The sequence below is a fragment of the Leeuwenhoekiella sp. A16 genome (assembly GCF_047946675.1).
Lineage (GTDB): Bacteria > Bacteroidota > Bacteroidia > Flavobacteriales > Flavobacteriaceae > Leeuwenhoekiella.
The window spans coordinates 3,788,863-3,811,892 of the sequence record NZ_CP172313.1 but is presented as its reverse complement, the minus strand read 5'-3'; the positions used below and the strand labels follow the sequence as shown (position 1 = coordinate 3,811,892).

Annotated in this window: 22 protein-coding genes; 11 read left to right on the top strand and 11 right to left on the bottom strand. The window is 37.3% G+C overall.

The window, feature by feature from the left end:
- The first annotated feature begins 62 nt into the window (after window positions 1–62).
- Both ACH3O9_RS16705 and ACH3O9_RS16700 read left to right on the top strand, forming a co-directional pair.
- On the top strand, window positions 63–881 hold the full coding sequence (locus ACH3O9_RS16705) for a M48 family metallopeptidase (protein ID WP_416442292.1): 819 nt from the start codon (window positions 63–65) through the stop codon (window positions 879–881).
- Between the two features lie 79 nt (window positions 882–960).
- Window positions 961–2,301: an MFS transporter gene (locus ACH3O9_RS16700; protein WP_416442291.1), complete on the top strand. Its 1,341-nt coding sequence runs from the start codon at window positions 961–963 to the stop codon at window positions 2,299–2,301.
- A 103-nt stretch (window positions 2,302–2,404) separates the two neighbouring features.
- Here the strand turns inward: ACH3O9_RS16700 and ACH3O9_RS16695 are convergent, their stop codons facing one another.
- The 4 genes from ACH3O9_RS16695 to ACH3O9_RS16680 are packed head-to-tail and all read right to left on the bottom strand — an operon-like array spanning window position 2,405 to window position 5,327.
- Window positions 2,405–3,136, bottom strand: a complete 732-nt coding sequence (locus ACH3O9_RS16695; protein WP_416442290.1) for a head GIN domain-containing protein — start codon at window positions 3,134–3,136, stop codon at window positions 2,405–2,407.
- 16 nt (window positions 3,137–3,152) lie between these two features.
- Window positions 3,153–4,250, bottom strand: coding sequence for a hypothetical protein (locus ACH3O9_RS16690; protein WP_416442289.1), 1,098 nt, complete (start codon window positions 4,248–4,250; stop codon window positions 3,153–3,155).
- On the bottom strand, window positions 4,231–4,782 hold the full coding sequence (locus ACH3O9_RS16685; RefSeq protein ID WP_416442288.1) for a DUF4179 domain-containing protein: 552 nt from the start codon (window positions 4,780–4,782) through the stop codon (window positions 4,231–4,233). Before ACH3O9_RS16685 ends, ACH3O9_RS16690 begins: the two co-directional genes overlap by 20 nt.
- Window positions 4,782–5,327, bottom strand: coding sequence for an RNA polymerase sigma factor (locus ACH3O9_RS16680; protein ID WP_416442287.1), 546 nt, complete (start codon window positions 5,325–5,327; stop codon window positions 4,782–4,784). The genes ACH3O9_RS16685 and ACH3O9_RS16680 overlap by 1 nt, the downstream gene beginning before the upstream one ends.
- Before the next feature lie 249 nt (window positions 5,328–5,576).
- Here ACH3O9_RS16680 and lon point away from each other — a divergent pair, with 249 nt between their 5' ends.
- From lon to ACH3O9_RS16660, 4 genes are all read left to right on the top strand, one after another.
- Complete coding sequence (gene lon / locus ACH3O9_RS16675; RefSeq protein ID WP_416442286.1) at window positions 5,577–8,027, top strand: endopeptidase La; 2,451 nt, start codon at window positions 5,577–5,579, stop codon at window positions 8,025–8,027.
- A 94-nt stretch (window positions 8,028–8,121) separates the two neighbouring features.
- Window positions 8,122–9,141: a type IX secretion system protein PorQ gene (porQ, locus tag ACH3O9_RS16670; protein WP_416442285.1), complete on the top strand. Its 1,020-nt coding sequence runs from the start codon at window positions 8,122–8,124 to the stop codon at window positions 9,139–9,141.
- 41 nt (window positions 9,142–9,182) lie between these two features.
- Window positions 9,183–9,878, top strand: a complete 696-nt coding sequence (gene cmk / locus ACH3O9_RS16665; RefSeq protein ID WP_416442284.1) for a (d)CMP kinase — start codon at window positions 9,183–9,185, stop codon at window positions 9,876–9,878.
- Between the two features lie 40 nt (window positions 9,879–9,918).
- Complete coding sequence (locus tag ACH3O9_RS16660) at window positions 9,919–11,088, top strand: MFS transporter (protein WP_416442283.1); 1,170 nt, start codon at window positions 9,919–9,921, stop codon at window positions 11,086–11,088.
- A 44-nt stretch (window positions 11,089–11,132) separates the two neighbouring features.
- Here ACH3O9_RS16660 and ACH3O9_RS16655 read toward each other — a convergent pair whose 3' ends face one another.
- A complete protein-coding gene (locus ACH3O9_RS16655; RefSeq protein ID WP_416442282.1) occupies window positions 11,133–11,969 on the bottom strand; it encodes a lysophospholipase in 837 nt (278 codons plus the stop codon).
- Between the two features lie 166 nt (window positions 11,970–12,135).
- On the opposite strand from ACH3O9_RS16655, the gene rpsA reads away from it, so the two are divergent.
- Together rpsA and ACH3O9_RS16645 are read left to right on the top strand one after the other, a co-directional pair.
- Window positions 12,136–14,001, top strand: a complete 1,866-nt coding sequence (gene rpsA / locus ACH3O9_RS16650) for a 30S ribosomal protein S1 (protein ID WP_416442281.1) — start codon at window positions 12,136–12,138, stop codon at window positions 13,999–14,001.
- A gap of 121 nt (window positions 14,002–14,122) precedes the next feature.
- On the top strand, window positions 14,123–15,301 hold the full coding sequence (locus ACH3O9_RS16645; RefSeq protein WP_416442280.1) for a GlmU family protein: 1,179 nt from the start codon (window positions 14,123–14,125) through the stop codon (window positions 15,299–15,301).
- 16 nt (window positions 15,302–15,317) lie between these two features.
- Here the strand turns inward: ACH3O9_RS16645 and ACH3O9_RS16640 are convergent, their stop codons facing one another.
- From ACH3O9_RS16640 to ACH3O9_RS16630, 3 genes are all read right to left on the bottom strand, one after another.
- Window positions 15,318–15,584 carry a hypothetical protein gene (locus ACH3O9_RS16640; protein WP_416442279.1) on the bottom strand — a complete coding sequence of 89 codons (267 nt, stop codon included), beginning with the start codon at window positions 15,582–15,584 and terminating at the stop codon, window positions 15,318–15,320.
- 99 nt (window positions 15,585–15,683) lie between these two features.
- Entirely contained in the window at window positions 15,684–17,324 is a 1,641-nt protein-coding gene (locus ACH3O9_RS16635) for an ABC transporter substrate-binding protein (RefSeq protein WP_416442278.1), read from the bottom strand.
- Window positions 17,325–17,399: 75 nt separating this feature from the next.
- Window positions 17,400–17,597 carry a four helix bundle protein gene (locus tag ACH3O9_RS16630; protein ID WP_416446716.1) on the bottom strand — a complete coding sequence of 66 codons (198 nt, stop codon included), beginning with the start codon at window positions 17,595–17,597 and terminating at the stop codon, window positions 17,400–17,402.
- Between the two features lie 243 nt (window positions 17,598–17,840).
- Between ACH3O9_RS16630 and mtaB the strand changes: the two genes are divergently transcribed.
- Entirely contained in the window at window positions 17,841–19,184 is a 1,344-nt protein-coding gene (gene mtaB, locus ACH3O9_RS16625) for a tRNA (N(6)-L-threonylcarbamoyladenosine(37)-C(2))-methylthiotransferase MtaB (RefSeq protein ID WP_416442277.1), read from the top strand.
- Between the two features lie 53 nt (window positions 19,185–19,237).
- Here mtaB and ACH3O9_RS16620 read toward each other — a convergent pair whose 3' ends face one another.
- Window positions 19,238–19,537, bottom strand: coding sequence for a GNAT family N-acetyltransferase (locus ACH3O9_RS16620; RefSeq protein WP_416442276.1), 300 nt, complete (start codon window positions 19,535–19,537; stop codon window positions 19,238–19,240).
- Window positions 19,538–19,690: 153 nt separating this feature from the next.
- Between ACH3O9_RS16620 and ACH3O9_RS16615 the strand changes: the two genes are divergently transcribed.
- Both ACH3O9_RS16615 and ACH3O9_RS16610 read left to right on the top strand, forming a co-directional pair.
- Window positions 19,691–20,344, top strand: a complete 654-nt coding sequence (locus tag ACH3O9_RS16615) for an alpha/beta fold hydrolase (protein ID WP_416442275.1) — start codon at window positions 19,691–19,693, stop codon at window positions 20,342–20,344.
- 32 nt (window positions 20,345–20,376) lie between these two features.
- On the top strand, window positions 20,377–21,312 hold the full coding sequence (locus ACH3O9_RS16610; protein WP_416442274.1) for a lytic transglycosylase domain-containing protein: 936 nt from the start codon (window positions 20,377–20,379) through the stop codon (window positions 21,310–21,312).
- 39 nt (window positions 21,313–21,351) lie between these two features.
- Here ACH3O9_RS16610 and ACH3O9_RS16605 read toward each other — a convergent pair whose 3' ends face one another.
- Both ACH3O9_RS16605 and ACH3O9_RS16600 read right to left on the bottom strand, forming a co-directional pair.
- On the bottom strand, window positions 21,352–22,062 hold the full coding sequence (locus ACH3O9_RS16605) for a TlpA family protein disulfide reductase (protein WP_416442273.1): 711 nt from the start codon (window positions 22,060–22,062) through the stop codon (window positions 21,352–21,354).
- A 234-nt stretch (window positions 22,063–22,296) separates the two neighbouring features.
- On the bottom strand, window positions 22,297–22,854 hold the full coding sequence (locus ACH3O9_RS16600) for a DUF2892 domain-containing protein (protein WP_416442272.1): 558 nt from the start codon (window positions 22,852–22,854) through the stop codon (window positions 22,297–22,299).
- Window positions 22,855–23,030: the final 176 nt, after the last annotated feature.

The window sequence follows — 23,030 nt, the reverse complement described above, 5'->3', positions numbered from 1 at the left end:
TAAATGTTAAATGTTGCATTTAGGGGAATTTGTACCTTGACCTCCTAATTAATTAAAGTTCTATGAAGGCAAATAAAATACTAATTCTGGTTTTAACGGTAGTAATGGTTTGCTCGTGTCAAACGAGTCCATTTACAGGAAAAAAGACACTCAATTTCGTGAGCAATGAAGAATTGTTTCCGATGTCTTTTCAGCAATATAATGAGTTCTTATCTGAAAATGAGGTTGTAAAAAATACAGCCGAAGCAAACATGGTAAAAAATGTGGGCTCTAAGATTGCCACTGCTGCAGAGCGTTATATGACAGCTTTGGGATATCCCGGTTATTTGAAAGATTATAAATGGGAATATAATCTTGTGAAAGATGATGCTGTTAACGCTTTTTGTATGCCAGGCGGGAAAATAGTGGTTTATACCGGTATTTTACCTATTACTCAAGATGAAGCCGGCCTTGCAATGGTTATGGGTCATGAACTTGCGCATGCATTAGCAAATCATGGTGCGCAAAGAATGAGTGCCACTCAGCTACAACAAATTGGTGGTGCAGTAGGAGGTGTTGCCTTGGGCGATTCTAATGCTGGCCAGTTATTTAATCAATATTACGGAGTAACCACAGATGTAGGTTTGATGTTGCCATTTAGCAGAAGCCACGAAAGTCAGGCAGATGAGATAGGAACTATAATTGCCGCCATAGCGGGTTATGACCCTTATGAAGCGCCAGAATTATGGAAACGTATGCAGGCAAATTCTGGTGGGCAGGAACCTATGGAAATCTTAAGTACACACCCGTCATCAGCTTCGCGTATACAAGCACTAACCGAAATAGCGCCGAGAGCAAAAGCAGAAGCACAGAAATTTGGAGTTACCAATTTCAAAAGCTAGATTTTAAAAAATAGATCATTAAAAAGCCGTTTGTATAAACGGCTTTTCTATTTTAGAGGCTTGAAATAATACTTCTGCTATGAAAGCACTGCCAAAAGGAGATAAGAAATTATTAAACGCCTGGGCTTTTTACGATTGGGCAAATTCGGTATACAGCCTTGTCATAGTTTCTGCAGTGTTTCCTATTTTTTATGGAGCCATAACGATCACAAAAGATGCTGATGGGAAAATTATTGATGATACAATTGATTTTCTGGGCTTCAGTTTCAATAACGATTCTCTAATAAGTTATGTCACTGCTCTTGCTTTTCTTGCAGTTTCCATATTGAGTCCGTTTTTAAGTGGTATTGCTGATTATATTGGCAATAAGAAGGTTTTTATGAAATTCTTCTGCTACTTAGGTGCATGCTCCTGCATAGGTTTGTTTTGGTTTGATATAGATCATTTAGGCATGAGCCTTACTTTTTACTTTCTCGCTTTGATTGGTTTTTGGGCAAGTTTGGTTTTTTACAATTCGTATTTGCCAGATATCGCTTTTCCTGAGCAGCAGGATAAAATAAGCGCAAAAGGTTATTCTTTAGGTTATATAGGTAGTGTGATTTTACTGGTTATTTGCCTGATTTTGATACTGAATTACGAGGTTTTTGGGTTTGAAAATGAAGGTTTCCCCACAAGATTGTCATTCATCCTTACAGGTATTTGGTGGATAGTTTTTAGTCAATACACCTATAAATATCTGCCGCAGGGAAACAAGCGTGAAAAGTTTACACGTAATGTAATTTTTAACGGATTTAAAGAATTGCGCAAGATTTTTGGTAAATTGAAACATAACAAAGCGCTTAGAAGGTATTTAACCGCCTTTTTCGTTTATAGTATGGCGGTGCAAACCATTATGCTCGTTGCCACCTATTTTGGCATAGAAGAATTAGACTGGGGCACGACTAACAGTACGATGGGTTTGATCATAAGTATTTTACTAATTCAACTAATTGCGATCGTGGGAGCTGTATTAACATCACGAGCTTCGGCACGTTTTGGTAACATCCAGACACTTATTGTTATCAATATCAACTGGATCGCTATTTGTATTTATGCATATACAATTACAACACCTATGCAATTTTATATGACCGCCGCTTGCGTAGGTCTTGTAATGGGAGGCGTGCAGTCACTTTCGCGTTCAACATATTCAAAACTCATTCCCGAAGGTGAGAAAGACACCGCTTCATATTTCAGTTTTTACGATGTTTCAGAAAAAATAGGTATCGTAATTGGGATGTTTAGTTATGGTTATGTTGCTCAGGTGACCAATAGCATACGCAATGCTATTTTATTCTTTATTGTTTTCTTTATAGCAGGGGTGATCCTATTGTTTTTTGTTCCGCGTACGCGAAATGTAAAACCGGAAAAAGCCGCTTAAAAGCCGCTTTTTCGATCTTATTTACCGATATTTTAAGTTATAATACTTTGCTTTAAATCAATTAGATCTAAAGGCGAAAGTACTATGTTTTGTTTCCCGCAAATTAATGGTTAGAAATACTTCCCGAGCCTGAAACTTTAAAGTCTTCTTTAGAAGCTTTCCCTGAATATTGAATGTCACCAGAACCGCTTACTCTTGCGGTTAAAGTACCACCGTCACAACGCAGATCCATATCACCAGAACCAGCAACACTTGCATCAATATTTTTAGCTTTCATACCTTCCCCGTGAATATCTCCGCTTCCTGCTATTCTGGCTTCCAGCTTATCTGCTTTTCCGCGAAGGGTGAGATCTCCTGATCCTGCCACACTGGCCTCAATCTTGTCTGCCTCAACCTCAAGTAATAGATCACCGCTGCCGGCAAGAGCACATTCAAAAGATTTAGCAGTAATAAGATCTTTATTAGATACGTCCCCAGAACCTGCTAAGCTAACCTCACTAATATCTTCAAAAGGAACAGTGATCACAATATCCATTCTTCTGCTGGGTTCAAGATTATATCCTTTCTCGATCTTAATTTTAAGCGCATTGCCTTCAGTTTCTGTAATAATGTATTCCATAAGATTTTCTTCCGCCTGAATCGTTATTTCGCCTTCATCACCTGCAATAAGAAATACATCAAAAGAGCCGGCAACATTCACTTTATCATAACTGCCTACAGAGCGTGTTATGGTTTGTTCATTACCATTTCCTTTTATTTTTTTAGAGCCCCACCACTGTGCATTAGCAGAGGCAGTAAGGGTAAGTATCGCGATAAGTGTAAATAGTTTTTTCATTGTATAGTTAGTTAAGTTAATCTACTTTATTAAAATTGACGCCCCCATATTCTGAGTTGATGTTGATATTATTTTTAGAAGAAGCATCACCATAAAAACCTTCATAATATTTATCTGAAGATTCTATTCGCTTTTTTGTGATCTCAAAATCATCTTCACCGCCCAGACCTGCGTACTCCAGCTCTATAGTAAATGTGAAATGATAATTGCTGCTGTAGCCCACTTTTATGCCTGCATAATCTGTTTGTATAACAACATCACCTGCCTGAGAGGTAAGATTATCTATTTTAATAGAACCGTAATCTGCATTGAGATTTATATCACCGCTTACGGTACCCAGGCGCAGACTTAAATAGTCGCCTCTACCCACTACTTTAGAGGTGTTATCTACTGTGAGATTACCATAATCACAAACGTAATTAATGCTTTTTACGTTGTTGATGGTAGATTTTGTATAATCGGCATTTAACTCAACATAATCGGCTTTTTCAAGGGTAAAACCGGAATAATCTGCGTTTATCTTTCCGCTTTTCATATAACCAATTGTAGAATTGTTTGTATAATCAAAGCTTAGATAGTTATTGTCTGCGAGGAGTTCACCAAGTTCTAACTTCCCATAATCACAAGAGATCTTTGCCTGACCTTCTATTCTATTAAGAAATATGGCGCCATAGTCGTTATTAAGGTCTATACGGTTTGTGGCAGGAACTTTAATAAGGTAATTTATCTCCATGTTTACATTATTATTGTTGTTCCAGCTATTCCACCACGAGCGGTTTTCTTTATCTATTTTAGTAGTAGCCGATACAAGCCCGGAACTTGCGTCAAAAACAACATCAATGTCGTCAAGTTTTTCTGCGACTTTCTCCTCATTATTTCCATTTGTACGTACAGTTACCTCTATTACAACCCGGTTCTCTCCCCATGAGGTAACATCAACATTGCCATAACTGTTGTTGATCTTAAGCATGGCATCTGCGTTAACAGTGTATTCTTTTTTTATCTTTTTCTCTTTTGTATATCTGCCTTTAAGATCGCCAGGGTCATTACTGGCAAAAACGAAAGCAGTGGTTGCAATAAAGAGGAAAAAAGAACTAAAGTAATTGATTCTCATAATTGGTTTTATTAAGTTTTTTAATTGATTCTATCTCTTCCATAACGTGGTTGAGTAAATCTATTCTTGTTTGAAAATTGGTAATCATGGCATGAATAACGCGTTTATCCTCGCCGCTTTTTGCTAAATCTTTTGTAAGCTGTTCATAATCTTTCTCTAGTGTATTAATTTGTTCTAGAGCATCTTCTATCAATTTTTGAGTTTCAGGAGTACGTTGCTCTTCCATCTCAAATAATTCTTTTTCTATCGCAAGTGTGAAAAAATCCTGAGTCTGCTGCATCTCTGTAGAAACACCGGCTAGCTCAAGTTTGCGCGGTGCATTATTTCGCTCTAGCGAAATGAAAATTATCAAGGCAACTGTCGCTGCAACAAGTAGGGGTTTCCACCACTCTGAAGCTGTGAATCCCTTTTTCTCAGGTTTATCTTCACTAAGCTTCTGCAAGAACCGCTGTCTGTGACCATTTTCTGGTTCTGCGAGATCCCAGCAATTTTTTTGGTCTTCAAACCATTTATCTAAATTCTCATTTTTCATCACATTAATTTTTTTCTTAAACTTTCCTTGGCTCTTGATACCGTAGTTCTGCAGTTAGCATAACTAATATTAAGTATCTGGCTCATCTCTTCATAATCATAACCTTCTATCAAGTGAAGCGTAAGCGAGATGCGATAGTTTTCTTTTAATTCATTCATTTTTTTTAGAACCTGTTCTACTTTTAGATCGCTTGCATCACATTCACTCAATCCATCTTCACCGTTTTCTATTTTATAAAGTTTCGTCTCGAGCGGTACTTCTTCATACCTGCTCTTTTTCTGGTAACTATTTATGCTGTTGTTTACCACAATGCGTTTTAACCAGCTGCCAAAAGTTGCGTCACCTTTATAATCATCAAGCTTTGTAAAAGCACTTAAGAAAGAATCCTGCATAATATCTTCTGCCTCTGCTGTATCTTTAACTATACGCAAAGCGGTATTATACATCGCTTTATAATAGCGATTGTATACTTCTAGTTGTGCTCTTTGCTTGCCTTCTTTACAATGCAGCAAAAGCTCGTCAATATGATCGTGGGTTAGTGTCAATTATTATAAAGCTTCATTATAAAGATAGGGTTGTATCTGTTTTGTTACAGTTTGAAACAATTTTTTTTAGGGAAGTTCATTTTTATTATCCAATACACGTCTAAAGGTGGCATAGGAATTGAATTAATGTAGTGCGAAAACGGCCGCTTAACACTGAAAGTTAACTTTTTAAGCGGTTTTATATATAAATAAAAAAAAGCACATGTTCCATTACCTATAGTGATGGTGACATAGTGACCTAAAAATAATATGGCTAGAGCAAAATTTACAGATATTGACAGTTTGTCATTGCAGGACTTTGATGGAGATGCAGAGCTTATACCTTTAATGACTCCTGAAGATGAAGATGAAATAAACAAAGAAGAATTGCCAGAGACCTTACCTATATTACCTCTAAGAAATACTGTTCTCTTTCCGGGTGTTGTTATACCTATAACGGCGGGGAGAGATATGTCTATTGAGTTGATCAACCAGGCAAATAAAGGGAGCAAAATAATAGGTGTCGTTTCTCAGAAGGATGAGAATGTAGAAGATCCCGGTGCCGAAGATATTAACAACATTGGCGTGGTAGCTCGTATTCTACGTGTTCTTAGAATGCCTGATGGTAATGTGACGGTGATTATTCAGGGTAAGAAACGTTTCTCTGTTGCAGAGGTGATAACAGATAAGCCTTTTCTGGTAGCAACAGTGCGTGAGGTACCAGAAGCCAGACCAGCAAGTGATAGCGAAGAATTTAAGGCTATTATAGAATCTATTAAGGAGCAAGCTTTAAAGATCATAAAGGAGTCTCCTAACATCCCAAGTGAGGCTGGCTTTGCCATCAAAAATATTGAGAGCAATTCTTTTCTTATCAACTTTGTAAGTTCTAATATGAACCTAAGTGTTGAGGAAAAGCAAAAGCTTCTTGAGATCAACGATTTACAAGAAAGAGCTTTGCAGACACTGCGTCACATGAATACTGAGATGCAGAAACTTGAGCTTAAGAATGATATACAAACACGTGTGCATAACGACATGAGTCAACAGCAGCGTGAGTATTTTCTGCATCAGCAAATGAAAACCATTCAGGAAGAATTGGGTGGAGTTTCACAAGAAGATGAGATTGATGAGATGCGCGAAAAGGCGAAATCTAAAAAATGGAGCACAACTGTAGAAAAGCACTTTAAAAAAGAGCTTGCAAAAATGCAGCGCATGAATCCGCAGGTTGCAGAATACAGTATTCAGCGTAATTATCTTGATCTGTTTCTTGATCTGCCATGGAGCGAATTCAGTAAAGATAAGTTTGACTTAAAACGTGCTAAACGTATTTTAGACAGAGATCATTATGGTCTTGATGATGTAAAAAAACGAATCATAGAATATCTCGCAGTTCTTAAATTGCGTAATGATATGAAATCACCTATTCTTTGCCTATATGGACCTCCTGGTGTAGGTAAAACCTCATTAGGAAAGTCTATCGCTGAAGCTTTAGGAAGAGAATATGTGCGCATGAGTCTAGGTGGTTTGCGAGATGAAGCAGAAATTCGTGGACATAGAAAAACCTACATTGGTGCTATGCCGGGACGTATCATTCAAAATCTTAAAAAAGCGGGTACCAGTAATCCGGTATTTGTACTTGATGAGATCGATAAACTAAGCAACAGCAATCAGGGAGATCCTTCTTCAGCTTTGCTAGAAGTTTTAGATCCTGAACAGAACAGTGAGTTTCATGATAATTTCTTAGAGATGGGCTTCGACCTTTCTAAGGTTATGTTTATTGCCACTGCAAATAATTTAAACAGCATTCAGCCGGCATTACGTGACCGTATGGAAGTGATAAATGTATCTGGCTACACTATTGAAGAAAAGGTTGAAATAGCTAAACGTCACTTATTGCCTAAACAATTAGAAGAACACGGTGTAAAAGCTGATCAGCTTAAAATTGGTAAACCGCAACTGGAGAAAATAGTTGAAGGTTATACGCGTGAATCAGGAGTGCGTGGTCTTGAAAAGCAAATAGCAAAAATGGTGCGTTACGCAGCTAAAAATATTGCTATGGAAGAAGAATATGCAGTTAAAGTAGGTAATGAAGAGGTTAAAGAAGTACTGGGTTCACCTAAATTAGAACGTAATAAGTACGAAAATAACGAAGTTGCAGGTGTTGTTACGGGCTTGGCATGGACGCAGGTAGGCGGCGATATTCTATTTATAGAATCTATTTTATCTAAAGGAAAAGGTAATCTCTCGATCACCGGTAACCTGGGTAAAGTGATGAAAGAAAGCGCAACTATCGCAATGGAATATATAAAAGCCAATGCAGAACAGTTGGGTCTCGATCCTACCATATTTGATAAGTACAATGTTCATATTCACGTTCCTGAAGGTGCTACACCTAAAGATGGGCCAAGTGCCGGTATAACTATGTTAACCTCGCTTGTTAGTCTGTTTACGCAGCGCAAGGTTAAGAAGAACATAGCGATGACGGGTGAGATCACACTTCGTGGTAAGGTTCTCCCTGTAGGCGGAATCAAAGAAAAGATTCTTGCTGCAAAACGAGCGCAGATAAAAGAGATTTTAATGTGCAAAGAGAATGAGCGAGATATTAAAGAGATAAAAGAAGATTATCTCAAAGGGCTCACCTTTCATTATGTAAATGATATGAGTGAAGTTCTAGAGCTGGCGCTTACTAAACAGAAGGTGAAGAACGCAAAAGAGCTTTAAAATAAAGCCCTGATTAACTTCGGGGTTTTTTTATGCCTAAAAAATAAATTATACTTGTAATCGTTTTTCTAAAGTCCCAAGTCTCTTAAAATCTATGAACAAAGCGGTTGTGATCGTACTTGCTATTTTTTGCACAACCGTGGCGAGAGCCCAATTAGGTGGTCGTGGTACCTATCAATTCTTAAACCTTGTTTCTTCACCTAAGCAAGCTGCACTGGGAGGTAAAGTAGTTACAGATTATAGTTATGATCCTACTTCTGCGCTTTTTAATCCCGCAACTATAAATGCCGAAATGGATAATCAGCTTTCGCTGAACTATGTAAATTATCTTGCAGATGTTAATTATGGTACAGCGAGTTATGCCTATTTGTGGGACCGGCATACGCAGGTAATTCATGCTGGAGTAACTTATGTGAATTATGGAAGCTTTACCGGTTATGACGAAAAAGGCAATGAAACAGGCGATTTTAGTGGGGGAGAGGTGGCTTTTTCTGTGGGTTATGCAATGAATATTCCGTACACAGATATTTATGTAGGGGCAAATGTAAAATTGATTTCGTCAAAACTTGAAGAATATAGCTCTCTGGGCGCAGCAGCAGATCTGGGGGTTATATATGTGAATGAAGATCTTGATCTCAACGTAGCTGCGGTAATACGTAATGTGGGTACTCAATTTACTAAATATGATGACGTTTATGAAAAGCTTCCGCTTGAGATAGATGCAGGGATCTCTCAACTTGTTCCGCATGTTCCGGTAAGATGGCATCTTACTTTTGAAAATCTCCAGTTATGGAATATAGCTTTTCAGAATTCAGCTCGCAACAATACAGATCTTGATGGCAATTCTACTCCAGAGAAGATCAATTTTATAGACAACACATTTAGACATCTAATAATTGGTGCAGAATTATTTCCAGAGAGTGGTTTCAATTTACGTGTGGGATATAACTTTCGCAGAGGCGAAGAATTACGCATAGTAGACCAGCGCAGTTTTGCTGGTTTAAGTGCAGGATTTTCTGTCAAGTTTAATAAATTGCGCCTTAGTTACAGCTATGCGCGTTATAACAGCGCTGCAAGCTCCGGATTTTTTGGCCTAAACATCGATTTACGATAGAAAATACCCGATTTTTTTATTTCATTTTAAATTAATTTTCATTGAAAAAAATTACAATTGCTATAGACGGTTACTCGTCAACAGGTAAAAGTACGGTTGCAAAAATGCTCGCTAAAGAGCTGCAGTACGTTTACGTAGACACAGGAGCAATGTATCGCGCTGTGACGCTTTATGCTATGCGCAAAGTATTTATTTCGGCTGGTTTTTTTGATGAAGAAGCTCTTGTGCGTAATCTCTTTATGGTAAATATTCATTTTGAATATAACAGCGCTACCGGGCAGGCAGATGTTTATCTTAATAATGAGAATGTAGAAAATGAAATACGCACACTCGAGGTTTCTCAATTTGTGAGCCAGATAGCGACGGTTTCTGTAGTAAGAGAAATGCTAGTGGCGCAGCAGCAGGAAATGGGTCGTGGTAAAGGTGTTGTTATGGACGGGCGTGATATAGGTACTGTTGTTTTTCCCGATGCCGAACTTAAAATTTTTATGACCGCTACTGCAGAAGAGCGTGCAGAACGCAGATTTAATGAACTTAAAGAGCGCGGGGAAGATGTTTCATATGAAGCGGTGTTAGATAATGTTAAGCAGCGAGATGAAATAGATACAACTCGCGAAGATTCACCTTTAGTACAGGCAAAAGACGCCATTCTTATGGATAATACACATATAAATGCGCACGACATTTTTCATACAATACTTCAACTAGCAAAAGATCGCATTTATAGAAGAATCTAGTAAGGTCTTTTATTTATCACGACAGTTATTGTAAAATTCTATGCCAGATAAAAAACTCTCTAATTCGCTGCTGTATCTCATGGCAACGGCGGCCGGTCTTGTGGTGGCCAATAATTATTATAATCAGCCGCTATTAAACCTAATCGCAAAAACTTTTGAAGTATCAGAGTCTGAGGTGAGCAACATCCCGTTGTTTAGTCAGTTAGGTTTTGCATTTGGGTTGCTGTTTATTATTCCCCTGGGCGATATGTTTCCACGTAAAAAGATCATTTTAATAGATATTGTGGCCGTAACCGTTGCTTTACTGGCAACAGCTATAGCGCCCTCTCTTTTCTTAATGACTGTTTCTAGTTTTCTGGTAGGTTTTGCTTCTGTGGTGCCACAACTATTTGTACCCATGGCAGCGCAAATGGCAAGTGATGAACGACGCGGCAGAGCAATTGGTATTGTAACTAGTGGTTTGCTAATAGGCATTTTGGGCAGCAGATTTATAAGTGGTTTTGTGGGTGAATATTTTGGCTGGAGATTTATGTATTACCTCGCTGCAGGATTTATGGTAATACTTGGTGTTTTGCTTAAAGCGAAATTACCCGAACTCTATCCGGATTTTGAAGGTTCTTATGCTAAATTAATGAAGTCAATTGGTTTTTATTTTAGGACCGAAAGTTCAGTAAGGCTGGCAGCTTTACGCGGCGGACTGGCATTTGCTGGTTTTAGCGGTTTCTGGACCACTTTAGTATTCCTTATGGAAGATTCTTTTCATTACGGTAGCGGTGTAACCGGTATGTTTGGTTTGCTGGGTATTGCAGGAGCTTCCGCGGCAGCGTTAATGGGTAAACTGAGTGACAGAATAAACAAGAACAATTTGATCACAATATGCGGACTTATAATGATAACTGCATGGACGATTTTTGAGTTTTCATCTGCTTCCCTCTTCGGAATAATTATAGGTGTTCTTCTTGTAGATATGGGTGTGCAATCGCTGCACATTGTAAATCAAAATATTATTTTCTCTCGCAATCCCGAAGCTCGTAACCGTGTAAATACCATTTATATGGTAGGTTATTTTATAGGCGGCGCTCTGGGAACAACTTCTGGAGCTTACGCCTGGGAATTATATAAATGGCCTGGTGTTGCAACTATGGGTTTAATTTATAGCATTCTTATTCTGGTCGTTCATTTTATATTTAAGAAACCAGACGATAATTAAAATCGCCCAAAAAGCATTCAAAATCGGCAGTTTTATGCCAATTTTCAGCTGATTTCTAAAATCCAGTTTATATAAAATTGTGTGACTTCATTTTTATTGATCTCATTATGCGTCTCATGACGTAGATCCTGCCAGATCTTTAAAGTTATATTTTCAGGATGTTGCTTTGCGAGTTTTTGTGAAGCGGTCACTTTTGTAATATTATCAGCGGTGCCGTGCGCTAAAAGAATAGGGCAGGGAAAACTATATTCAGTATTCAATAGAAAGTTAGCATTATCCTGCAAAGCAAAAAAAGTACGTGGCGTTATGCTATCATGTACTAAAGGGTCTGCAAGATAGGCTTTGCCTACGCTTAGGTCTCGTGAAAGATCTTCAGGGTTAAGTTTGCTTTTTTGCGTGCCGTTATATCCTATTACTAAAGACATTCTGCCTAAAATCACCTGTAGCGCTCCGGGATTATGTACAAGTTCTAACCATGGCGATGTTATAATAGCCGCTTTAGGAGCAACTTTTGTTACTAACAAATAACGAGCTACTATTGCACCTCCCATGCTGTGACCATACAGAAAGACCGGTAATTGCGCATTTTCTTCTATGGCAAAACCATAAATGCTGTCAACAGCCAGTAAATAATCATTAAGCGATCGCAAGTCGCCTCGTTTACCTTCAGATTTGCCGTGACCGGGAAGATCGATCCCGTAGCATGAAATATTGTTTTCTAAAAATCGGTCTGCAACGTATGAAAATCGGTCAAAATGCTCCCCAAATCCATGAATTATACACACAACCGCTTTCGCATTAGCGGCAATATATTTAGCAGCATGTAATTTATGTCTGCTTGTTTCTAGTTGAAATACTTCACCTTGTGCGCTTTGGATCATATTTTGCTATAAATAAATTGATTATTGAAAAAGAATATGTAATTTTGCACTCCTTTTAACAACGGTAGGAAGCCGAAAGGAATTGAAAATCAAATTTTTAAACCGCTTTTACGGTTCTGGTTGTAATGCTTCCGCAGAAACGTAAAATACAAACTTTTAATCAGCAATGGCTGAAGAAACTAAAAATACCGAAGTTCAGGAAACTGAAAATCCTGAAGTTCAAGAAACTGCAACAGAAACTACAGCTGCAGAAAAAAGAGCTGAGCAGAACCCTGCACAAGCTAACCCTGAGAAATTTCTTAAAGAATTTAACTGGCACAATTACGAGGAAGGTATTGACCCTATCGATGATGATAAGCTTGATGAATTTGAGAAACTTGTTGCCGAAAATTTCGTAGATACTCTTGATGATGAAGTAGTAGAAGGAACTGTTATTAATATTACAGATCGTGATGCTATTATAGATATCAATGCAAAGTCTGAAGGTGTTATATCACTTAACGAATTTCGTTACAATCCTGATCTAAAAGAAGGTGATAAGGTAGAAGTACTTATTGATGTGCGTGAAGACGCAACTGGTCAATTAGTTCTTTCTCACCGTAAGGCTCGTGTGATCAAGGCTTGGGATCGTGTAAATAAAGCTCATGAAGATGGTAGCATCGTTACTGGTTTTGTAAAAGCACGTACTAAAGGTGGTATGATCGTAGATGTATTTGGTATAGAAGCTTTCTTACCAGGTTCTCAGATCGATGTTAAGCCTATTCGTGATTACGATGCTTATGTAAACAAAACAATGGAATTTAAAGTTGTGAAAATCAACCAGGAATTCAAAAACGTTGTTGTGTCTCACAAAGCGCTTATCGAAGCAGATATCGAAGAGCAGAAAAAAGAAATCATTGGGCAGCTTGAAAAAGGTCAGGTACTTGAAGGTACCGTTAAAAACATCACTTCTTACGGAGTATTTGTTGACCTTGGTGGCGTAGATGGTCTTGTTCACATTACAGATCTTTCTTGGTCTCGTATTAACCATCCTAATGAGATCGTTGATCTTGATCAAAAACTTAACGTTGTTATCCTTGACTTTGATGAGGATAAAACACGTATTCAACTTGGTCTTAAACAACTTAAGAAGCACCCATGGGAAGCTCTTAATGAAGAACTTAAGATAGGTGATAAAGTTAAAGGTAAAGTTGTTGTAATCGCAGATTACGGTGCTTTTGTAGAAGTAGAAGAAGGTGTTGAAGGTCTTATTCACGTAAGCGAAATGTCTTGGTCTACTCACTTACGTAGCGCTCAGGACTTTGTAAATGTAGGAGATGAAGTAGAAGCTGTAATCCTTACATTAGATCGTGAAGATCGTAAAATGTCTCTAGGTATTAAGCAATTAACTCCAGACCCCTGGACAGATATTACTTCTAAATACCCAGTAGGTTCTCGTCACACAGGTATCGTGCGTAACTTTACAAACTTTGGTGTATTCGTAGAACTAGAAGAAGGTATTGATGGTCTTATCTATATCTCAGATCTTTCTTGGACTAAGAAAATCAAACACCCAAGTGAATTCACTAACATAGGTGATAAACTTGAGGTAGTTGTTCTTGAACTAGATGTTGAAGGTCGTAAACTTAGTTTAGGTCACAAACAAATAGAAGAGAACCCTTGGGATAAATACGAAGATGAATTTGCAGTAGGTACTACACATACAGCAACTATTTCTGATATCGTAGATAAAGGTGCAACTATAGATTTTAACGAAGATATCGTAGCATTTGTTCCTAACCGTCACCTTGAGAAAGAAGATGGTAAGAACTTAACTAAAGGTGAAGAAGCAGAATTCCAAATCATTGAGTTCAATAAGGACTTTAAGAGAGTGGTAGCTTCTCATACTGCAGTACACAAAGAAGAGGAAGCTCAAATAGTTAAGCAAGCTGCTAAAAAAGCTGCTGCTTCTGCTGCAGAGAGCAAACCAACTCTAGGTGATGCTAATGATGCTCTTGCAGCATTGAAAAAGAAAATGGAAGGTAATAACTAATCCTGATTCTTTTTAATCTGAATAGATTAAAGCCCTTTGATTTTTTTCAAAGGGCTTTTTTTTACGCTTATTCCAGCCGATCAATTTACTTACCTTTGCAGCCTTAATTAGGCAAAACATCATGAATTATATACTTTTTGACGGTCCGTCACGCAATCATTTACTTCCTTTTACGTTCACCCGGCCTGTAGCAGATATACGTATTGGGATTTTAACCATACGTGAGAAATGGGAGCAGCGCTTGGGTATCACTACTTCTACGTTAACTGAAGAATATCTCTCTCAAAAATACCCAATGGTAGAACTTGAGGAGAATATTATGATAAATGCTGCCTTTGTGCCTACAGATAATCTGCAGGAAATGGTTGAAAATCTCTCTGCAAACCAGGCGATTTTTTTAGGCGAAGATGTTATTGCATTTTATACACAGGAAAATCAGGAAGAAGTAGATTTTGAGAAGTATGAAATCATAGAGTATGATTTTGATGATTTAATTTTCATAGAACATACCTGGGATATTTTTTCTAAAAATGCCAAAGCATTAGAAGATGATTTTGATCTGCTAACTGCAGGCAGAACATCTCAGCCTATTCCAGAAACTGTTCATTGTATAAATAGAGATCGTATTTTTCTGGAAGAAGGTGCAAAAATTGAGATTGCCATTCTTAATGCTACAAACGGCCCTATTTATCTGGGTAGAAATACTGAGGTTATGGAGGGTTGTGCTATTCGCGGCGGTTTTGCTTTATGTGAAGGAGCGGTTGTAAAAATGGGAGCTAAAATTTATGGTCCCACAACCATTGGCCCTAATTCTAAAGTAGGAGGAGAGATCAATAATGCGGTATTATTCGCTAATTCTAATAAGGGTCATGAAGGGTTTTTAGGAAATTCTGTATTGGGCGAATGGTGTAATTTAGGTGCAGATACTAATAATTCTAACCTGAAGAACAATTATGCCGAAGTTAGACTTTGGGATTATGAGACTGAAGGATTTGCCAGAACCGGCCTGCAGTTTTGTGGTTTAATGATGGGAGATCACAGTAAATGCGGCATCAATACAATGTTTAACACGGGCACAGTTGTAGGTGTAAGTGCAAATATATTTGGTAGCGGTTTCCCGCGAAATTTCATACCATCTTTTAGCTGGGGCGGTAGCGCTGGCTTCACAACCTATAATACAAACAAAGCTTTTGAAACAGCATCTTTAGTTATGCAACGCAGAGGTTTAGAATTTGACGAGCAGGAAGCCGCTATTTTACAGCATGTATTTGAAGAAACAAAAAAGTTTAGAAAGGGATAAGCAGCTGGTATTTATTTTAGAACAGCAGAAAAAATAGGAGGATAAGTATTAGAATTATTGCTGAACCAAACCAAATTGCAATTTTTTTATTCTTAGCTTTTTGTTCAGCCAGTAGTTTTAGCCTAATAGCTTTCAATCCTTCCGGAGTTGATTTTTTATGATCTACAAAAGGTTTGAAATTTTTCCCTGAATTATTTGTTGAGATGTCAAAGCGTGTTTTTCGCTCTCGCTTATTATTTTTAAGCGTGGTAAGCATTGCTGAAACTGCTCCTCCAAATCCCATAAGATTGTTATTCTACTTTTACTATAAGTAAGAATTTACAAGTAAACGTTACAATTTTAAGGTAGAAAGTAAGTAGAGAGCTAAAGCTCGATAAGTTTATTAATCGGTTTTCTTTACCCTTTTTAAGACTAAAAAATCCTGAGGATTAGGGCTTAAGCCTTTTACATCTTTGTGTACAAATTTAACCACCTGATCATAATAAAGCGGCACGACGGGAGCTTCGGCTATAATTATAGAATCCATTTTGTGGTAGAGTTCTTTTCGCTCTGCGATATCAGTTATTTCAAAACTGGCTTCATAAAGTTGGTCAAATAAGGTATTTTTAAAATGCGTATAATTAGGCCCGCTTGGCGTAAAATTCTTACTGTAATATAAAGACAAGTAATTCTCTGCATCGGGATAATCTGCAATCCAGCTTGCGCGAAAAGCATCCAGTTTACCTGTTGATTTGAGCTGTCGCAGGGTAGAAGGAGGCATAACATCAATTTCTACCATAAGTCCTAATTTTCCCAATTCCCGCTGAATATATTCGCAGATATCAAGATACTGGCTGTTTGTGCCAATGATGATAACCGGCTCACTATTGCCGCTTTCTTTTTTGTATTGGTTAATTAAGTCAAGTGCTTTTTGTGAATTATATTCATAACCATTTTGATCGCCAAAGCCCGGTAAACCTTCGGGAATAAAACCTTCATTAGCAGGAGTTCCTATCCCATTACGCAAGTAAGTGATCATCTTCTGGCGATCAAACCCGTAATTCACTGCTTTTCTAATTAAAGGCGAGCGCACTTCATTAGAGGGACTTTCTAAAAAGAATCCCAAATATTCTGTATTGAGAAAAGGGCCTGTAATAACATTTACGCGATCTTTATATTTCTCCTTTAGCTTTCCTGTAGAGGTTAATAATTCATCTTTGTAAGAAGGGTCAAGACTATTTAAAAGGTCAAGATTGCCTTGAGCAAACTGTAAAAACTCACTTTGTTTGTCTGGCAAAAAAGTTATTGCTACCGCTTCAAGATAAGGCAGCGAATTCCCTTCTTTGTCTTTTTCAAAATATAATTCGTTTTTCCGTAAAACTAATTTCACCCCTTCTTCCCAACGCTTAAATTTAAAAGGTCCCGTGCCAATAGGATGCGATCTAAATTCATTACCATAAAACTCTACGATCTCTTTAGGCACCACAGAGCAGTAGCGCATACTTAAAAGCCCTATAAAGGCAGGAAATGACTGTTTGAGATCAATAACAAAAGTACTGTCGTTTTCGGCGTGATAATCTGCTACATTGCTTAAAACCCAGCTCCCGGGCGAAGCGACTTTTGGGTCTTTTAAGCGATTAAAACTATACACAAAGTCCTGCGCCGTTACTGTACGTGTACTGTCTTTGCCAAATTGAGCGTGTTTATGGAAATAAACATCATCTCGCAGGTTAAAAGTGTATTTTCTGGAAGAATCACTAATTGCCCAATTTTTAGCGATATCAGGTATTATATTTAAACTGTCATCTTGCTGTACAAGACCATTAAAAATCTGGTTTGTAGGCCAAATAATCGGTGGATTTCTGGCAAAAGCCGGGTCTAAAGTTGCAATATTATATTGCTCATTGTAACGGAAAACCTGCTTTTCCAGATCTTTATTTTTCTCCTGAGAACAGGATATAGTTAATAGTGTGAAAGCTAATGTCAGTACAGCATTGACGGAAGAAAGAAGGAAGAAAGAAGTGAATTTTAGGGTCTTATTCATTTATTTAATATTCTTTTTAAATGCTACCATCATATTTATTGAATTAAAAGAATCGTTATATAGAGATCTAAATTTTTATTCAGAAATATAATTTCTGCCTTTTGCTTTATGCAGACATGTAACTAATTCAGCCAATGATCGAATTGCATAACCCATAAATTTCCTGAATTCTGGATTTGATTGTCCAATACAACCTTCAGCTATATTCAGGGCTATTGAGTCTGCAACCCTACACATTTGTATAGATAGATTAAATTTTTCTTTTCCGGAAATTTACCTGCGATCGTATATATATCCTCACTCAGAAGCATGGCCCTTCTCCAGATTAAAAGATTCAAATTTAAAATTCATACATTTTAACTTCCCTCTGCTATCTTCTGGCTTCTTTCGAAAGTTTCCTTGTTCAGATATTTGTGACTACCTTTGCAACCTTAAATTTTTAGGGCTGCATTTAATAATTTTTGTCTGATAAATGACGGATGATGACAAATGTAACTAAAAGATAACAAGGAAACCATGGTCGCACAACGCAAAAAAGTAGCATTTTACACGCTGGGTTGTAAGCTCAATTTTTCTGAAACTTCTACAATTGCCAGAAGTTTTGAGAATGAGGGCTTTGATCGTGTTGACTTTTCTGAAAATGCAGACATCTATGTTATAAACACATGTAGTGTTACAGAGAATGCAGACAAGCGTTTTAAAAGCATAGTAAAGCAGGCGCAAAAAGTAAACGCAGATGCTTTTGTAGCAGCCGTAGGTTGTTATGCACAGCTAAAGCCTGAAGAACTTGTAGATGTTGATGGTGTAGATCTTGTTTTAGGCGCCACAGAAAAATTTAAAATAACAGATTACATTAACGACCTTTCTAAAAATGATTTTGGTGAGGTGCATAGTTGTGAGATAGAAGAGGCTAATTTCTACGTAGGTTCTTATTCTATAGGCGATCGTACAAGAGCTTTCTTAAAAGTGCAGGATGGTTGCGATTATAAATGTACCTATTGCACAATACCTCTGGCACGTGGCATATCACGTAGCGATACCTTAGAAAATGTAATTAAAAATGCAGCTGAAATTGCTGCGCAGAATATAAAGGAAATCGTATTGACCGGTGTTAATATTGGTGATTACGGCAAAGGTGAATTTGGTAATAAAAAACACGATCATACTTTTCTTGATCTGGTAAAAGCGTTAGATCAGGTTAATGGCATTGAGCGATTAAGAATATCGAGTATAGAGCCTAATTTGCTAAAAAATGAAACCATACAATTGGTTTCAGAATCACGTGCATTTGTTCCTCATTTTCATATACCACTGCAAAGCGGAAATGACGAAATTCTGGGCAAAATGCGCAGACGATACAGAACAGATCTTTACATAGACAGGGTAGCAAAAATAAAAGAGACTATGCCCCATGCTTGTATTGGCGTTGATGTGATTGTAGGATTTCCCGGTGAAACAGATGAACATTTTCTTGAAACTTATCGTTTTTTAAGTGAACTCGATATTTCATATTTACATGTTTTTACATATTCTGAACGAGATAACACACTTGCGGCAGGAATGGAAGGTGTTGTTCCTCAAAATGTGAGAAAGAAACGTAGTAAGATGCTTCGTGGACTTTCGGTTAAGAAGCGTCGTGCATTTTATGAAAGCCAGCTGGGAAGTGTACGCACTGTTTTATTTGAAAGCGAGAATAAAGAAGGCTATATAAATGGTTTTACAGAGAATTATGTAAAAGTAAAAACTCCGTGGAATCCAGAGCTTGTAAACACGTTGCACGCAATAAAACTCACAGAAATTGATAGCGATGGGCTGGTACGGTTTGAATTTGTCAATGAGACCAGCGCGATTTTAGCATAAAAAAACCGGATAAATACATTATTTATCCGGTTTTTTTGTTTGAAACAGTATTGTTAGATATTGATACCTACGGGAAGCAATTTCTTATACTTCCTTCTGTTAGACCTCATGAACTTTGCAATTTCCGGGCTTGTTGGGACAAGGCTTATATTCCTGTCCTCCACTTCGTTAAATACCGTAATGATAAAATCATTCATATGCTCCTCAGTACCTTCTGGCATGGCAATTTTAGTAAGAAAGATCTTTCTATCCTGAAGAGAATATTCAATTTTTGCAAGTTTACCGTCAAAAGTAGCTTCAAATTGCCTTAGAAACTCATTGTCGGTTAATTCAATCTCTGTCATTACATCCATATATATTTGATTTTAAGAAACTCGTTTCGACTCTTAAGAAGTTTTTTGGTGGTAGTAGTGTTTAACCTATTGTTAACACAAGAATTACTACAAATTTACAAAATTTTAACGGTAATTCAAGCCTCAACTATGTTAAACCATTAATTTTGAAGCATGACGACGCCAGTTTATATGATGCCCGGGATGGCTGCAAATCCCTCAATTTTTGAATATATCAAGCTGCCCGCAGATAAATATTCTGTTCACTGGCTGAGCTGGAAAATACCCGAGCCTCAGGAATCTCTTTCTGCCTATGCCGGGCGCATGATAAACGAGATTACATATGAAAATCCTATATTAATAGGCGTAAGCTTTGGCGGTGTGCTGGTTCAGGAAATGGCAAAACAGATCACTTGCAGAAAGGTGATTATTATTAGTAGTGTCAAGACCAAATACGAATTACCTCGACGTATGAAATTTTCGCGTAAGCTGGGTTTGTATCGAGTTGCTCCTGTGGGCATTTTTACAGATATGCGTAAAGTGGCTAAATTTGCTATGGGCGAAAAAATAAAAAAGAGGATGGAACTGTATCAAAAGTATCTTTCAGTTAGTGATCCCGTTTATTTAAAATGGGCGTTAGAGCAAATGATCTGTTGGGACCAGACGGAAGCTGCTGATGATTTAATTCACATTCATGGCACTGCAGATCCTGTTTTTCCTTATAAATACATCAATAAAAGTATTGCCGTAAAAGGGGGAACCCACATAATGATCATCACAAAATGTAAGTGGTTTAACAAAAACCTGCCTAAAATATTAGAAAATTAATCTGTAATTTGCAGAAAACAAGAGATTGATATATGATGAATGTTAAAAATATTCTAGCTGCAATAGGTTTAATAGGTGTTACTGCGGTTTCTGTACAAGCGGTACAGGATGCACCTACAAATGAGAATCTTGAGCAAAAGCTTGTAAACGATTATAATGTTTATGCATTGCCGTTGCCTGAGAATTTAAATTTTGCAGGAGAGCCGGTTCCGGTTGATAATCCTGATATTGTTGAGAGAATGGATCGAGAACTGTTAGTGAATACCTACTGGCAATCTAATGGTTTATTACTTATAAAACGTGCTCATAAATATTTCCCTATCATAGAGCCTATATTAAAAGAGGAGGGTATACCAGACGATTTTAAGTATCTGGCTGTAATAGAAAGTGGACTTACACAAGCTGTTTCTCCTGCTCGTGCCACAGGTTTCTGGCAGATACTGAGTTCTACAGGACGGGATTTTGGTCTTGAGGTGAATGATAATGTAGATGAACGTTACAATATTGAAATGGCAACTAAAGCTGCCTGTGACTATTTAAAGAAATCTAAAGAAAGCCTGGGTAGCTGGACGCTGGCTGCCGCGGCTTACAACGCGGGTAATGCGGGAATATCGAGACGTCTTGACGATCAGGATGTGTCAGATTATTATGATCTATTGCTAGGTGAAGAAACCGGTCGCTATGTATTTAGAATTTTAGCTTTAAAAGAAATTCTTTCAGATCCCGTAAAATTTGGTTTTAATTATAGACAGCAGGATTTATATACTGAGGTGCCAACTTACGAAGTGCGGGTTGATACCGCAGTAACAGATTTCGTCAAATTTGCGCAGGGATTTGGGATTAATTACAAACTTCTAAAGTTGCATAATCCCTGGTTACGTGAGGATCATTTAAACAATAGCTCGCGTAAAGAATACTTTATTAAAATTCCTAAAAAAGGTTATTACAATTATAGCGTAGGGCAGTAAAACTTGTTTTTTAATTTTGCCTTCAGCGAAAAGGAAAAATTAAAATGTAACTAAAGATTCTGGCAGGTCGTTGATGTTGATATTGAGATCAAGATAAACAGCAGCGACTTGTTCTGATATAAAAGATACGTTGCGCGCTAAAGAATCTTCTTCTGAATCGTTAAGATAATTAGGAGGTCTTCTGTTAATATCCAGAATTTCGCCACTAGCAGAGAGAACAAAGCAGAGTTGCAATCCTAATGCATTCTTTAAAAGATTTATAGTTTGCATGTGTTTATTCTGTCTCTCATCTACGTAAACAATGTCTATACACTGGTCAAATTGTTTTGCCATTGCTTTTACAACTTCCTTCTTATCCCAATATAAAACCACGAAATTCATGAGGTCGCTGTATTTATTAGCAAGTGCATTTAAAGCGGGAATTTCCCCTTTACTTGGGATGCACCATGATGTGTAAGTAAGAATTATTGTAGGCTTATCAAAATCATCTGTTGAGCTTAAAAAATTTTTATAACCTTCAAAATTAAGTTTGTCGAGATACGTATTCTCAAGATGATTGCTTACTAATGTGTCAAAAAGATTTTTAGCGTATTCCAGATTTCCATTTTGAAGAGCAATGTCTGCCTGTTGATTATAATCATCAAGATAAAGTTCAAGCGCTTCTGAAAAGAGCATAGAATCTTCTTCTATTTCCTGAGAGCTAGAGATTGCAATTGTAAAGAGAAAGGAGAGAAGTAAAAATTTCTGCATACACGCATCTTATAATACAAGATTACGGATATGATAAAAGGAACGAAAATGTTTTCGCTAACAGCCTTAAAAAATCGTTAAAATGCCTGAAAGCGCCTAATAATAGCCGCTCATAACTATTTGTGAGATGTCAATAATTGATGCCTAAAAATATAAAGCGACATATTTTATTTCGATTTTGGGCACAAAAAACCCGATTTTTTAATATAAAAATCGGGTTTTAAGAAAGGTTTTTTAGCGACGACCGCCTCGCCCGTATTGTTGTCTGGGTGCACCAGCAGCTTTTTTCATTTGCTGCTTCATCATCTTAATTTGATCGTCTAGCATATTATGCTTGTCTAGTTTTTTAGCTTCGGCGAGAAGTAATTCTGCTTCGCGTTTTCTGTTTTTGGTCATAGCGATACCAGCAAGATTCATTTTCGCCATAGCGAGATCTGTATCCATACTTAAACCCAGGTTTACAGCTTTCTTAAAATATTTTTCTGCCTGAGAGATATTTGTTTGAGAAACCATAAGTCCTTGCAGGTAGTTATAGTAGCCTTGCTGCTTGCGCACAAGTGCGGTTTCAGGATTCTTTATTTTTGCCAGCCACTTTTGAGCACCGGGAAAATCCTGCTTTCTCAATCTCAGGAAAGCGAGAATGATAATTTCGTTTTTAAAATAAAGCAACACAAATATAGCTGAAAGCAGAACCAGCATAATTCCGTTACCTATTTCTCGTTCTATAAATTGCCAGATCGCAAGGCCTAAAACGATTACAAAGAGTACAATCTTGATATTTTTATTAAACATTCTTTGGGTTTAAATAATTGATTTAATATAATAAGGAGGGCTTATCTTTAAACGATTTTATACAGCTTCTCACTTAGATTAGTTTAGCGGCTGGCAAAGGTACTAAAAAGTATCAAAAATATTTTAAACTTTCCGTTTGGGTAAGTAAAAACTCTTTGTATATTTGCGCCCAGCTT

Coding starts and splice junctions, on each gene's coding strand:
- ACH3O9_RS16705 (WP_416442292.1), top strand. CDS start 63: ATGAAGGCAAATAAAATACTAATTCTGGTTTTAACGGTAGTAATGGTT.
- ACH3O9_RS16700 (WP_416442291.1), top strand. CDS start 961: ATGAAAGCACTGCCAAAAGGAGATAAGAAATTATTAAACGCCTGGGCT.
- ACH3O9_RS16695 (WP_416442290.1), bottom strand. CDS start 3,136: ATGAAAAAACTATTTACACTTATCGCGATACTTACCCTTACTGCCTCT.
- ACH3O9_RS16690 (WP_416442289.1), bottom strand. CDS start 4,250: ATGAGAATCAATTACTTTAGTTCTTTTTTCCTCTTTATTGCAACCACT.
- ACH3O9_RS16685 (WP_416442288.1), bottom strand. CDS start 4,782: ATGAAAAATGAGAATTTAGATAAATGGTTTGAAGACCAAAAAAATTGC.
- lon (WP_416442286.1), top strand. CDS start 5,577: ATGGCTAGAGCAAAATTTACAGATATTGACAGTTTGTCATTGCAGGAC.
- porQ (WP_416442285.1), top strand. CDS start 8,122: ATGAACAAAGCGGTTGTGATCGTACTTGCTATTTTTTGCACAACCGTG.
- ACH3O9_RS16660 (WP_416442283.1), top strand. CDS start 9,919: ATGCCAGATAAAAAACTCTCTAATTCGCTGCTGTATCTCATGGCAACG.
- ACH3O9_RS16655 (WP_416442282.1), bottom strand. CDS start 11,969: ATGATCCAAAGCGCACAAGGTGAAGTATTTCAACTAGAAACAAGCAGA.
- rpsA (WP_416442281.1), top strand. CDS start 12,136: ATGGCTGAAGAAACTAAAAATACCGAAGTTCAGGAAACTGAAAATCCT.
- ACH3O9_RS16645 (WP_416442280.1), top strand. CDS start 14,123: ATGAATTATATACTTTTTGACGGTCCGTCACGCAATCATTTACTTCCT.
- ACH3O9_RS16640 (WP_416442279.1), bottom strand. CDS start 15,584: ATGGGATTTGGAGGAGCAGTTTCAGCAATGCTTACCACGCTTAAAAAT.
- ACH3O9_RS16635 (WP_416442278.1), bottom strand. CDS start 17,324: ATGAATAAGACCCTAAAATTCACTTCTTTCTTCCTTCTTTCTTCCGTC.
- mtaB (WP_416442277.1), top strand. CDS start 17,841: ATGGTCGCACAACGCAAAAAAGTAGCATTTTACACGCTGGGTTGTAAG.
- ACH3O9_RS16620 (WP_416442276.1), bottom strand. CDS start 19,537: ATGGATGTAATGACAGAGATTGAATTAACCGACAATGAGTTTCTAAGG.
- ACH3O9_RS16615 (WP_416442275.1), top strand. CDS start 19,691: ATGACGACGCCAGTTTATATGATGCCCGGGATGGCTGCAAATCCCTCA.
- ACH3O9_RS16610 (WP_416442274.1), top strand. CDS start 20,377: ATGATGAATGTTAAAAATATTCTAGCTGCAATAGGTTTAATAGGTGTT.
- ACH3O9_RS16605 (WP_416442273.1), bottom strand. CDS start 22,062: ATGCAGAAATTTTTACTTCTCTCCTTTCTCTTTACAATTGCAATCTCT.
- ACH3O9_RS16600 (WP_416442272.1), bottom strand. CDS start 22,854: ATGTTTAATAAAAATATCAAGATTGTACTCTTTGTAATCGTTTTAGGC.